General features: G+C 74.8%; 12 protein-coding genes. 3 read left to right on the forward strand and 9 right to left on the reverse strand.

Annotated elements, in window-relative coordinates; genetic code table 11:
• Window positions 1-4: 4 nt before the first annotated feature.
• The 6 genes from ACFP3R_RS31945 to gatC all read right to left on the reverse strand — a co-directional run bounded on the left by ACFP3R_RS31945 (window position 5) and on the right by gatC (window position 7,030).
• Window positions 5-2,713, reverse strand: coding sequence for a CHAT domain-containing protein (locus ACFP3R_RS31945; RefSeq protein WP_380641544.1), 2,709 nt, complete (start codon window positions 2,711-2,713; stop codon window positions 5-7).
• A 69-nt stretch (window positions 2,714-2,782) separates the two neighbouring features.
• Window positions 2,783-3,106 carry a hypothetical protein gene (locus tag ACFP3R_RS31950; protein ID WP_380641546.1) on the reverse strand — a complete coding sequence of 108 codons (324 nt, stop codon included), beginning with the start codon at window positions 3,104-3,106 and terminating at the stop codon, window positions 2,783-2,785.
• A 426-nt stretch (window positions 3,107-3,532) separates the two neighbouring features.
• Window positions 3,533-5,035, reverse strand: coding sequence for an Asp-tRNA(Asn)/Glu-tRNA(Gln) amidotransferase subunit GatB (gene gatB, locus ACFP3R_RS31955; protein WP_380641548.1), 1,503 nt, complete (start codon window positions 5,033-5,035; stop codon window positions 3,533-3,535).
• The gene (locus ACFP3R_RS31960) at window positions 5,032-5,223 is read right to left on the reverse strand and encodes a hypothetical protein (protein ID WP_380641550.1); all 192 of its coding nucleotides are present in this window, start codon (window positions 5,221-5,223) and stop codon (window positions 5,032-5,034) included. The genes gatB and ACFP3R_RS31960 overlap by 4 nt, the downstream gene beginning before the upstream one ends.
• Window positions 5,220-6,734 (reverse strand): Asp-tRNA(Asn)/Glu-tRNA(Gln) amidotransferase subunit GatA, encoded by a 1,515-nt coding sequence (gene gatA, locus ACFP3R_RS31965; RefSeq protein ID WP_380641552.1) that lies wholly within the window; start codon window positions 6,732-6,734, stop codon window positions 5,220-5,222. The genes ACFP3R_RS31960 and gatA overlap by 4 nt, the downstream gene beginning before the upstream one ends.
• Window positions 6,731-7,030 (reverse strand): Asp-tRNA(Asn)/Glu-tRNA(Gln) amidotransferase subunit GatC, encoded by a 300-nt coding sequence (gatC, locus tag ACFP3R_RS31970; protein ID WP_015804727.1) that lies wholly within the window; start codon window positions 7,028-7,030, stop codon window positions 6,731-6,733. Before gatC ends, gatA begins: the two co-directional genes overlap by 4 nt.
• A 210-nt stretch (window positions 7,031-7,240) precedes the next feature.
• On the opposite strand from gatC, the gene ACFP3R_RS31975 reads away from it, so the two are divergent.
• The gene (locus ACFP3R_RS31975; RefSeq protein ID WP_380641554.1) at window positions 7,241-7,897 is read left to right on the forward strand and encodes an ACT domain-containing protein; all 657 of its coding nucleotides are present in this window, start codon (window positions 7,241-7,243) and stop codon (window positions 7,895-7,897) included.
• Between the two features lie 79 nt (window positions 7,898-7,976).
• Here the strand turns inward: ACFP3R_RS31975 and ACFP3R_RS31980 are convergent, their stop codons facing one another.
• Entirely contained in the window at window positions 7,977-8,615 is a 639-nt protein-coding gene (locus tag ACFP3R_RS31980) for a LysE family translocator (RefSeq protein WP_380641556.1), read from the reverse strand.
• A 48-nt stretch (window positions 8,616-8,663) separates the two neighbouring features.
• Window positions 8,664-9,377 (reverse strand): 3-keto-5-aminohexanoate cleavage protein, encoded by a 714-nt coding sequence (locus tag ACFP3R_RS31985; protein WP_380641558.1) that lies wholly within the window; start codon window positions 9,375-9,377, stop codon window positions 8,664-8,666.
• A gap of 26 nt (window positions 9,378-9,403) precedes the next feature.
• Between ACFP3R_RS31985 and ACFP3R_RS31990 the strand changes: the two genes are divergently transcribed.
• Window positions 9,404-9,814 (forward strand): SWIM zinc finger family protein, encoded by a 411-nt coding sequence (locus ACFP3R_RS31990; protein WP_380641560.1) that lies wholly within the window; start codon window positions 9,404-9,406, stop codon window positions 9,812-9,814.
• Here the strand turns inward: ACFP3R_RS31990 and ACFP3R_RS31995 are convergent.
• A complete protein-coding gene (locus ACFP3R_RS31995; RefSeq protein ID WP_380641562.1) occupies window positions 9,795-10,301 on the reverse strand; it encodes a GNAT family N-acetyltransferase in 507 nt (168 codons plus the stop codon). The genes ACFP3R_RS31990 and ACFP3R_RS31995 overlap by 20 nt on opposite strands.
• 131 nt (window positions 10,302-10,432) lie before the next feature.
• Between ACFP3R_RS31995 and ACFP3R_RS32000 the strand changes: the two genes are divergently transcribed.
• Complete coding sequence (locus ACFP3R_RS32000) at window positions 10,433-11,176, forward strand: Calx-beta domain-containing protein (protein ID WP_380641564.1); 744 nt, start codon at window positions 10,433-10,435, stop codon at window positions 11,174-11,176.
• Window positions 11,177-11,284 lie beyond the last annotated feature (108 nt).

Below are 11,284 nucleotides of genomic sequence, written 5' to 3' on the forward strand. Positions count from 1 at the left end.
TCGTTCAGCCCGAGCCCAGGCAGACGAACGGGCGGCGCAGCGGGTCCACGGCCACCGCGTCCGCCAACGCCACCGCGGGCGACGCCCCACCGGAGAGGTTGCGGTGGAAGTCGGCCATGGCCGCCGCCGACGGCTGGTCCCCCACCCTGCTGGACGCGGCGATGACCGTGCGCGCGCCGCTGGCCAGCAGCGCCCCCGCGAACCCCAGGGGCTCGTCACCGGGCCGCACGCGGTTGAGCGCCAGCTCGCACGCCGCCAGCACCACCTGGTGCGGCGGGTGGCGCACGCGGCCCACCTCGTGCGCGAACATCGCCCCGTCCACCAGCTCCAGCCGCGAGAACAGCGCGTTCTCCGGCTCGTGCTCGCCGTGGGCGGCGATGTGCGCCAGCTCGACCCCGTCGAGCGCCTCCAGCACCGCCCCGACCTTCGCCTCGGCCACGCCGAGCAGCTTGGCGTCGCCGTGGTAGCCGGCGAGCAGGTCGATCTCGCCCTGCGCGGCCTGGAGCCCGGGGCCGCGCACCAGCAGCACCCCGTTGGCCGGGTGCCGGTCCTCGCGGACCGCCGACACCCAGGCGGTGGCGGAGGGCACGGCCGTGGTGGGTCGGTTGGCGCAGGTGGGCAGCACGCCCCAGGGCACCACGTACAGCGTGCCGGTGGGCACGACGACCAGTTCGCGGTCGCCGATCATCGGGGCGAGCGGGCGCAGCAGCACCCGGTCCAGCTTCTCCGCCTCGCGCCGCGCGGACGCCGAGATCACCCCGAGCAGGGGTGGCGGGAGGTGGTCGGGGGCGAGGGCGTCGAGGTCCGCGTGCAGCCGGCGCGCGTCCTCGGTGACCGCGGCGGCGGAGCCGAGCCGCACCAGCCGCACCCGGTCGTCGACCAGCACCACGGCGGTCAGCTCGTCGCCGGCGATCGCGTAGCTGACCATCGCCCGCCCGGCCAGCCGGGCGAGCACCTCCTCGGCGGTGACGACGGGGCGGGGCGTGCCCCAGGGGGTGGCGCTCCAGCCGAGCTGGTTGGCGGCGCGCTGGCCGGCCTTGAGCAGCACCTCCAGCCGGGCGGTCGGCAGGCCGTCGAGCCTGGCCCGCAGCAGGGCCCGGCTCAGCCGCCGCACCTCGGCGATCCGCTCGCCCAGCTCGGAGTCGGCGTCGGACTCGACCGGGTCGTACCGGTAGAGCTGGGCGCGGGTGCGCTCCAGCCAGGTGAACAGGCGCTTGGCGTTGGCGGTGGAGTCGCCGCCGTCGAGCACCAGGCGCACGGCCAGCTCCCCGAGTTCGCGGCCGTGCACGGCGGTGCCGGACACCAGTTCCAGGCCGCCGAGCCGGTCGCGCATCCGGCCCAGCTCCGCGAGCCCGGCCTTGGCCTGGGCCAGCGCCACCCGCCGGTTGCCCCGGGCCAGGGCCAGTTCCGCCCGGCACAGCCGCAGCAGCATCCGGTGGTCGATGGGGGTGATCCGGCGCGTCGCCGGCACGCCGCGCAGCAGGTCGGCGGCCCGGTCGGGCGCGCCGCGGCGGATCTCCACGCGGGCGGCCAGGACCAGCGCGAACGCGGCCTGGTCGGCGAGCTTCAGCGCGGCCAGCTCGGCGGACAGCGCGATCGCGCGGGCCACGACCCGGGCCGGCGGCCGGCGGAACCCCAGCGCCTTCGACACGTCCACGCGCAGCGCGATCAGGCCCGCCACCGCCGCCCACGCCGGGCTGCCGCGCCGCAGCAGCTTGCGCTGCGCCGCACCGGCCATCCGCTTGGCCAGCACGAGGTCGCCGTCCTGGAGCGCCGCGGCGGCGCGGAACAGCTCGGCCTCGGCGACGTCCTGCCCGATGCGCTGGCGGCGCAGCTCGGGCAGCACCTCGTCGAGCAGCCGGCCGGCCTCGTCGGCGAGGCCGACGCTGATCATGGCCTCGGCCTGGTCGATGCGCAGGCGGAGCAGCAGGCCGGGTTCCAGCTCCTGGAAGGCGCGGCTCGCGTCCTGGTAGTGGCGCAGGGCGGCGGGGATGTCGCCGGCGCGCTGCACGACGTTGCCCAGGGCGTGTTCGGCGATGGCCGCGCGCAGGGGCAGGTCGTGGGTGCGGGCGAGGGCCACGGCGCGGTCGAGGTCGCGGACCGCCCGGTCGACGCGGTGCGCCTCGCCGTGCGCGTTGCCGCGGTTGGACAGCGCGAGCGCGAGCAGGTCCACGGCCTCGGTGTCGGCGGCTCCGGGACCGGAAACCCCCGGATCGGGCACCCCGGAGCCGGGCACCCCGGGAGCCGCACGGCGCGCGGCGAGGCGGCGCTCGCTGCGGTCGATCTCCAGGTCGAGCTGGGCCACGCCCTCGTCGACCCGCCCCACCCGGCACAGCAGGGCGGCGCGGTTGAGGTTGACCTTGGTCGACAGCTGGGCCCGCAGCGCCTCGTCGCGCAGGCCGGACAGCTCCTGGTCCACGCCCGCGAGCTGGGTCAGGCCGTCGTCGACGTTGCCGGTCTCGGCGAGGCAGAACGCGAGGGTGTTGCGCAGCCGGGTGCGGACCTCCAGGCGCTCCTGCGGGTCGATGCCGGGGATCTCCAGCAGGGCCAGGCCCCGGCGCATCCACCGGATGGCGGCGGGGTGGCGGTCCGCGGTCGCCGCGTCCAGCGCGTTGCGGTGGAGCCGGCGCGCGGACGCGACGGCTCTGCCGGGGTCCTCGGAGTCGCGCGTCCCGCGTCGTCCGCGTGCGGGTGAAGGCGCTGGCACGGTCATATCAGATCACACACCGCGGGCGGGCACCCCCGGCCGACCGGGGGCACCCGACGCGCGTTCACCTCGGGATCAGGTGGTGCTGACGGCCGCCGGTTCGTCGGTGGTCGGCTTGTACGGGCCGCCGTTGGTCTCCGCCGGGTCGCCGGTGGGCTTGTAGGGCCCGCCCATCGGGGTGACCACGGGGTCGCCGGTCGGCTTGTACGGGCCGCCCATCGGGGTGACGAGCGGGTCGTCGGTCGGCTTGTACGGGCCGCCGTTCGGGTCGTCGCCACCGTCGGGGACGACGAGGGTGGGCGGCAGCTCCTCCTCGGTGATCGCGTCGATGATCTCGTCCTCGATCGCGGCCTCGATGGAGTTGATCTCGGCGACCAGCTCGGGATCGGTTCCGGGCATGGCGTTGTCCTCCCCTGCAACGGCCCCGCGGCGGGGGGCATCGGCGGTGGCGTCCGGCGGTCCTCCCCGACCGACCGAACGGGCCCAGCCTGACACAGATGGACGCAGCCGGATGGAAAACTTTCACCGAGAGCGACGAAGAAAGTGATCAAGCCCACGTCTGACCAGCAGCGGCATCACTTCGCCCCGGACGTTACCACTCCAACGGAGTAATCAATTAACGGAATGCAGTGACCGCGGGGCCGCAATACTGGTACTCCGACCGGGCCCGCCGAGGTGGAATCCTCCCGCGACGGTCGCCCCGCGACAGCCCCACCCGGTCCGCCCCACCCGGTCCGCCTCACCGAATCCGCCCCACCGGGTCCCCGGCACGCGAAAAGGGGGCGGGCCCCCACCGGGACCCGCCCCCTCACCTCGCCCGACCGCTCACGAGCAGCGCGCGATCACCAGCTCCCGCACGCGCTTGGCGTCCGCCTGGCCCTTCGTCGCCTTCATCACCGCGCCGACGATCGCGCCCGCCGCCGCGACCTTGCCGTCGCGGATCTTGGCCGCCACGTCCGGCTGCGCGGCCAGCGCCTCGTCCACCGCCAGCTCCAGCGCCGAGTCGTCCGAGACCACCTTCAGGCCCCGGGCCTCCACCACGGCCTCCGGCTCGCCCTCGCCGTCGAGCACCGCGTTGACGACCTCGCGGGCGAGCTTGTTGGTCAGCTCGCCCGAGTTCACCAGCGCCACCACCCGCGCCACCTGCGCCGGGGTGATCGCCAGCCCGACCAGCTCCACGCCCCGGTTGTTGGCCTGCTGCGGCAGGTAGGACACCCACCACGACCGGGCCTCGACCGGGGTCGCCCCGGCCGCGACCGTCGACGCCACCAGGTCCAGCGCGCCGGTGTTGACCAGGTCGCGCAGCTCGGCGTCGGTCAGGCCCCACTCCTGCTGCACCCGCCGGCGCAGCTCCCACGGCAGCTCGGGCAGCGTGCCGCGCAGCTCCTCGACCCACTCCCGGGACGGCGCGATCGGCACCAGGTCGGGCTCCGGGAAGTACCGGTAGTCCTCGGCCGTCTCCTTGGTGCGGCCGGAGGACGTGCCGCCGGTGGACTCGTCGAAGTGCCGGGTCTCCTGGGTGATGGAGCCGCCGGCCGCCAGCACCGCCGCCTGCCGCGTCATCTCGAACCGCACGGCCCGCTCGACGCTGCGCAGCGAGTTGACGTTCTTGGTCTCGGTGCGGGTGCCGAACTCGGTGGCGTCCTTGGCCATCAGCGACACGTTCGCGTCGCACCGCAGCGAGCCCTGGTCCATCCGCACGTCCGACACGTCCAGCGCCTTGAGCAGGTCGCGCAGCGCCGACACGTAGGCCCGCGCCACCTCCGGCGCGCGCTCGCCCGTGCCGGTGATCGGCTTGGTGACGATCTCGATCAGCGGCACGCCCGCCCGGTTGTAGTCCAGCAGCGAGTGCTCCGCGCCGTGGATGCGGCCCGTCGCGCCGCCCACGTGCAGCGACTTGCCGGTGTCCTCCTCCATGTGGGCGCGCTCGACCTCGACCCGCACCACCTCGCCGTCGTCCAGCAGCACGTCCAGCCAGCCGTTGAACGCGATCGGCTCGTCGTACTGGGAGGTCTGGAAGTTCTTCGGCATGTCCGGGTAGAAGTAGTTCTTCCGGGCGAACCGGCACCACTCGGCGATCTCGCAGTTCAGCGCCAGGCCGATGCGGATGGCCGACTCCACCGCCTTGCCGTTGACCGCGGGCAGCGCGCCCGGCAGCCCCAGGCAGACCGGGCACACGTGGGTGTTCGGCTCGCCGCCGAACAGGTTCGCGCACCCGCAGAACATCTTGGTGCTGGTGTGCAGCTCGACGTGCACCTCCAGCCCCAGCACCGGGTCGAAGCGCTCGATGACCTCGGCGTAGTCCATCAGCTCGTGCACCGACGTCATGCCTTCCCGCCCTTCCGCAGATCCCGCGCGGCCAGCGCCGCGCCCGTGATCGCCACCAGGATGCTCGCCGCCGCGTTGGCCAGGGCCAGCTTGTCGTTCTTGCCGCGGGCCGACTTCAACGTGGAGAACGCGCTGGTGGCCGCGCCCGCGGCACCGACCAGCGACAGGAACGGCCGCGCCCGCCTCACCGCGCCACCGCCGGCTCCGGCGCGCCCAGGATCAGCGGCGCGCCGGCCGCCGCGTCCCGGGCCACCTCGTAGGCCGCCGCCACCCGGTACATGCGGTGGTCCTGGAGCGCCGGGGCCATGATCTGGAGGCCCACCGGCAGCCCGTCCTCGTCGGACAGTCCACTCGGGACGCTCATGGCGGCGTTGCCGGCCAGGTTGGCGGGGATCGTGCAGAGGTCCGCCTTGTACATGGCCATGGGGTCGCCGGTGCGCTCGCCGATCCGGAACGCCGTGGTCGGCGTGGTCGGCGAGACCAGCACGTCCACCGTGGCGAACGCCTGCTCGAACTCGCGCGAGATCAGCGTCCGCACCTTCTGCGCCGACCCGTAGTAGGCGTCGTAGTAGCCCGAGGACAGCGCGTAGGTGCCGATCATGATCCGCCGCTTGACCTCGGCCCCGAAGCCCGCCTCGCGGGTCAGCGACATGACCTCCTCGGCGCTGCGCGTGCCGTCGTCGCCGACGCGCAGGCCGTAGCGCATGGCGTCGAAGCGGGCCAGGTTGGAGGACGCCTCGCTGGGCGCGATCAGGTAGTAGGCGGGCAGCGCGTAGTCGAAGCTCGGGCAGGAGACCTCGACGATCTCCGCGCCGAGCTGCTTGAGCTGCGCCACGGCCGCCTCGAAGCTGCGCAGCACGCCCGGCTGGTAGCCCTCGCCGCTGAACTGCGTGACCACGCCGACGCGCACGCCCGACAGGTCACCGGAGGCGCCCTCGCGGGCGGCCGCGACGACCGGCGGCACGGGGGCGTTCACCGAGGTCGAGTCCAGCGGGTCGTGGCCGCCGATGACCTCGTGCAGCAGCGCCGCGTCCAGCACGGTCCGCGCGCACGGCCCCGCCTGGTCCAGCGAGGAGGAGAACGCCACCAGGCCGTACCGGGAGACGCCGCCGTAGGTGGGCTTCACGCCGACCGTGCCGGTGACCGAGCCGGGCTGGCGGATCGAGCCGCCGGTGTCCGTGCCGATCGCCAGCGGCGCCTCGAACGCGGCCAGCGAGGCGGACGAGCCGCCGCCGGAGCCGCCCGGGATGCGGTCGAGGTCCCACGGGTTGCGGGTCGGGCCGTAGGCCGAGTTCTCGGTGGACGAGCCCATCGCGAACTCGTCCATGTTGGTCTTGCCGAGGATCACGATGCCCGCCTGCCTGAGGCGGCGGGTGACCGTGGCGTCGTAGGGCGGGCGCCAGCCCTCCAGCATCTTCGAACCGCAGGTGGTGGGCACGCCCTCGGTGGTGAAGACGTCCTTGAGGGCCAGCGGCACGCCCGCCAGCGGGCCGACCTCCACCCCGGCGGCGAGGTCGTCGTCCACCTTCTTCGCGGCGGCCAGCGCGCCCTCGGTGTCGACGTGCAGGAACGCGTGCACCGCGCCGTCGACCTGGTCGATCCGGTCGAGGTGGGCCCGCGCGACCTCGACCGCGGAGACCTCGCGGCTCGCGATCTTGGCCGCCAGCTCGGCGGCGGTGCTGCGGATCAAGTCGCTCATGCTTCCTCACCCAGGATGCGGGGGACGCGGAAGCGGCCTTCCTCGGCGGCGGGGGCGCCCGCCAGCGCCTGCTGCTGACCGAGGCTGGGACGCACCACGTCCTCGCGGAACACGTTGGTCAGCGGGACGGCGTGCGAAGTGGGCGGGATGTCCGCGGTGGCGATGTCGCCCACCGTGGCCACCGACTGGAGGATCACGTCCAACTGACCGGCGAACAGGTCCAGCTCGTCGTCGGTGACGGCGAGCCTCGCCAGTCGGGCCAGGTGCGCGACCTCGTCGCGGGAGATGCTGGGCACCTCGTCAACCCCCGGGGGTCTGGTTTTCTCGGATTTTGGACCTGCCGAGTCTATTGGCTGGTCAGGGCGGCCTCGTACCGGGTTACCCGCGCTCGCGCGCGTGGGTGCGCGATTTTACCGGCGGGCAACGCGGCTGGTGGGTCGGAAAGCGAAGCTGCGTCTGCGAGAATCAGCGGCCGGCAAGTCCGTTCCAGCCTGGAGGCGTGCACCGTGTCCTTCCTGATCCGGGTCCAGCTCCCGGACCGTCCCGGCACCCTGGGCGCCGTCGCCTCCGCGCTCGGCGAGATCGGGGCCGACATACTCAGCGTGGACGTGGTGGAGCGCGGCGCGGGGCTGGCCATCGACGACCTGGTGGTGGAGCTGCCGTCGGGCAGGCTGCCGGACGTGCTCATCACGGCGGCGGAGTCCATCGACGGGGTCGAGGTGGACGCGGTGCGGCCGTACGCGGGTGTGCTGGACACCCACCGCGAGCTGGAGCTGGTCGAGGAGGTCGCGGAGGAGCCCGCGCACGGGCTGGCGGTGTTCACCGAGGGCGTGCCGAAGATCATCCGCGCGGGGTGGGCGGTGGTGGTGTCGTGGGACGGCACCGCGCTGCGCCGGCTGACCTCGTCGTCCGCCGCGCCCGAGGCGGGCCTGCCGTCGTCCCCGCCGTGGCTGCCGCTGGCGCGGGCGACCGTGCTGGACGGCGACGACGAGTGGGTGCCGGAGACGTGGCAGGAGCTGGGCACGGAGCTGGCCGCGACGCCGCTGGGCAAGCCGGACCGGGTGCTGCTGGTGGGGCGGCCCGGGGGGCCGATGTTCCGGGCGGCGGAGGTGGCGCGGTTGGCGCACCTGGCCGGGATCGTGTCGGTGGTGCTGCCGGACTAGGGGTGCGGGCCGGGCCGTGGTGTTGCCTGATCCAAGCGGTGTCGCCGGGCCGGGGGTGTCGCCGGGCCGGTGACCCGGGTCAGTCCTCGCGGCCCGTCACCGCGACCGCCACGCCCAGCCCGATCATGGTGACCCCGCCGACGCCGCCGACCGCCGCCAGCCGGCGCGGCGACCGGGCGAACCAGTTCCGCGCGGTGGCCGCCACCAGGCCCCACGCGCTGTCGCACAGCAGCGCGATGACGTTGAACACCAGCCCCAGCACCAGCATCTGCCCCACCACGTGCCCCTGCGCCCGGTCGACGAACTGGGGCAGCACGGCGGCGAAGAACACGATCGTCTTGGGGTTGGCCACCCCGACCGCGAACCCCTCCCCCAGCGTGCGCAGGCCGCCGTGCGCGGGGGCGGAGCCGTCGAACGCCGCGCGCGGCGAGCCCCGGTCGCGCAGCGCCTTCACGCCCAGGTGGACCAGGTAGGCCGCGCCGACCAGCTTCAGCGCCGTGAACACCAGGGCCGACCCCTCCACCACCGGTCCGACGCCCAGCGCCACCGCCACCACCAGCGCGTAGGCCCCGAGCGTGTTGCCCAGCACCGTGATCAGCGCGGTGCGGCGACCCCGCGCCAGCGCCCGCCCCACCACGAACAGCACGCTGGGACCGGGGATGACGATGAGCAGCAGGGACATGGCCGCGAACGCGAGCAGTCGGTCGGTGGTCACCACGGCGGCAGCGTAATCCCGGCCACCGGCCGGCCCACCCGCATTTTTCCCCTAGCGCGCCGACGCCGCGGCCACCAGCGCCGCGTTGTCCGCCGCGGGCGCGCCGGACCGGTCGAGCAGGGTGTCCTCCAGCCCGACGCGGGTGTCCAGCCCCCGCGCCACCGCGTGGTCGAGCACGGGCCACGCGCTGCCGTCCTCGCCGTGCAGCAGCACCGGCACGGCGAGCGGCGCGAGCAGGTCGAGCAGCAGGTCCGCCTGCGCCACGCCCTCCCCCGGCCGGACCTCGACCAGCACCCGGACCACGCCGCCGGGCACCCCGCGGTCGAGCAGCGCGCGGGCCGCCCGCTCGTGGAACACCCCCAGCTCGACGCCGACCCCGGCCCCGGCCAGCGCGGCGGCGGTGTCGGGCCAGCCGTCCTCGTGCACGTTGACCGAGGCGAAGTCCGGCCGGCCCGCCGCCAGCCCCGCCCAGGCGCGCACCAGCCCGGCCCGCCGCGCCGGGTCCGGCACGATCCAGGCGCCCGTGGTCACGCCGATCTCCGCGTGCGGCACCGCGGCCCGCACCACCGCCACCGCGGTGGCCACCTCCGCGCCGGCCAGCGACTCCCGGCCCAGCACGTCGCGCGGGTGCAGGTGGAACGAGGCCACGCCCAGTTCCGCGCAGTCGGCGGCGGCCGCGGCCAGCTCGTCGGGGGTGATCGGCAGGGCCGGGTGGCTGCCCGGCTCGCGGGCGCCGTTCAGACATGCCTGGAGCACGAGGCCCACCGAACCACACGGTGTTGGATACCGCCATGCAGACGCTCACCCAGGCCCTGCTCCGGCACCACGCGGGCGCCAAGTCGTACTGGCGCGGACTGGCCTACCGGGGCGCCGTCGTGGAACTGGTCATCCGCTCCCGGCACGTGGACGGCGTCGTGGTCGGCGCGGACCCGTACCGGGTGTCGCTGACGTGGCGGGACACCCACCTGGCGGGCACCTGTTCGTGTCCCTACGGGACGCAGGGCTTCTTCTGCAAGCACTGCGTGGCGGTGGGGCTGGTGCTGCTCGAACGCGGCCTGACCGTGCCGCCGCCGGACGCGGAGGACGAGGAGCTGCGCGACCGCCTGGCCGCGCTGGACCACGCGACGCTGGTGGAGCTGCTCTACGACCGCGCGTGCGCCGACCGGGCGCTGTACGACGAGGTCATGCGAGTTCGAGGCTGAACGCGCGGGCGACGACGTCCACGCCCGGCACCGGCCGCCAGTCCCGCTCGGGCAGCCGCCGGAAGCCCAGCCGCCGGTAGAGGCGGTGCGCCGTGGTCATGTGCTCGGAGCTGCTCATCACCAGCCGCCGCGCGCCCAGCTCGCGGGCGCGCGCGACGGCCGCCCGCACCAGCGCCTCGCCGACGCCGCGCCCGCGCGCGGACGGGTTCACCGCGAGCATCCGGAACTCCACCTCGCCCGGCTCGCTGACCTCGGCGTACGGGGTGCCCGGCCGGGCGATGGTGACCGTGCCCAGCACCGAGTCGTCCTCGTCCACCGCCACCAGCAGCTCCGCCTGCCCGGCCCGGGTCCGGGCGTCGGCCAGCACGTCGGCGTACCCCCCGGTGGAGCTGTCGATGTGGCGGTCCGCCCGGTAGGCGGCCACCGTGACGGCTCCGGCCGCCGCCCACTCGTCTTCCCGCGCGGCTCTCACCACGACGTCGGCCATCGTCCCTGTCCTCCGCTCGCCCGGTGCGGTGTCCCGGGGTCGCCCCCGCGGACCGGTGCCACAACAGAACCACAACAGGCGGGGCCTACCACTGTGACCGGAACGGAACGGGCGTCAGGGGGATGGGAACGATGATGCGTTGGGCAGTCGCGGGAACCGTGTCGGTCGCGGTGGTGCTGGGGTGCGCGCCCGCGGTGGCCGCCGCCGGCACGGGGTGCGTGGTCGACGTCCACGACCCGGCGGCGGTGTACGAGGGCAGCCACGCCGACACCGCGGTGAAGTTCACCGTGACCGCGTCGGCGGGCTGCGGGGGGACGGTCGGCTACCGGACCCTGCACGACCAGGGCCAGGGGTGGGCGACCGGCTCGGTGGACTACACCGCCGTCGACGGGGTCCTCAAGATCACCGGGGGCACCTCGCAGTCGGTGCTCGTGTGGGTCACCGCGGACCAGGTGCAGGAACCGGACGAGCTGTTCCGGGTCGCCCTGTACGGCGAGAGCGGGGTGACCGTGGGCCGCCGGGTCGCCACCGGCGAGGTCCTCGACGACGAGCTGGGCGTCAAGACCCAGGGCGGCCGGATGGACTGGTACCCGTCGCACCTGGAGCTGGACCTGCACCTCGTCGCGCCCGCCAGGGCCCCGGTCGCGGTCCGCTTCCGCACCGTCGGGGACACGGCCGTGGGCGGCGTGCACTACGTGCCGGTGTCGGACGGCGTGGTCACCTTCGGGGCGGGGCAGGACACGGCGACCGCGCGGGTCGAACTGCTGGGCGCGGCGGCGGAACCGGGGGCGCGCTTCTTCGTGGAGCTGTTCGCGCCGTCGGCGGGGACGATCGACACGCCACGCGTCGAGGTGCCGCTGACGCCGTCCCGTTGACGCCGTCCGTCGAGCCCGGCCGGCCGAGCGGGCGGGAACCACTGGGGGAACCGCGGGTGACCGGCCGAGCCGACCGGCCGGTCGCCCGCGGTCACGGCGGCGGGCCGC

The organism is Saccharothrix lopnurensis, from assembly GCF_042658445.1.
GTDB classification, from domain to species: Bacteria; Actinomycetota; Actinomycetes; order Mycobacteriales; family Pseudonocardiaceae; genus Actinosynnema; species Actinosynnema lopnurensis.

What these genes read in the sequence shown, in the direction of transcription:
- ACFP3R_RS31945 (WP_380641544.1), bottom strand. Translation starts at nt 2,713, where the DNA reads ATGACCGTGCCAGCGCCTTCACCCGCACGCGGACGACGCGGGACGCGC.
- ACFP3R_RS31950 (WP_380641546.1), bottom strand. Translation starts at nt 3,106, where the DNA reads ATGCCCGGAACCGATCCCGAGCTGGTCGCCGAGATCAACTCCATCGAG.
- gatB (WP_380641548.1), bottom strand. Translation starts at nt 5,035, where the DNA reads ATGACGTCGGTGCACGAGCTGATGGACTACGCCGAGGTCATCGAGCGC.
- gatA (WP_380641552.1), bottom strand. Translation starts at nt 6,734, where the DNA reads ATGAGCGACTTGATCCGCAGCACCGCCGCCGAGCTGGCGGCCAAGATC.
- ACFP3R_RS31990 (WP_380641560.1), top strand. Translation starts at nt 9,404, where the DNA reads ATGCAGACGCTCACCCAGGCCCTGCTCCGGCACCACGCGGGCGCCAAG.
- ACFP3R_RS31995 (WP_380641562.1), bottom strand. Translation starts at nt 10,301, where the DNA reads ATGGCCGACGTCGTGGTGAGAGCCGCGCGGGAAGACGAGTGGGCGGCG.
- ACFP3R_RS32000 (WP_380641564.1), top strand. Translation starts at nt 10,433, where the DNA reads ATGATGCGTTGGGCAGTCGCGGGAACCGTGTCGGTCGCGGTGGTGCTG.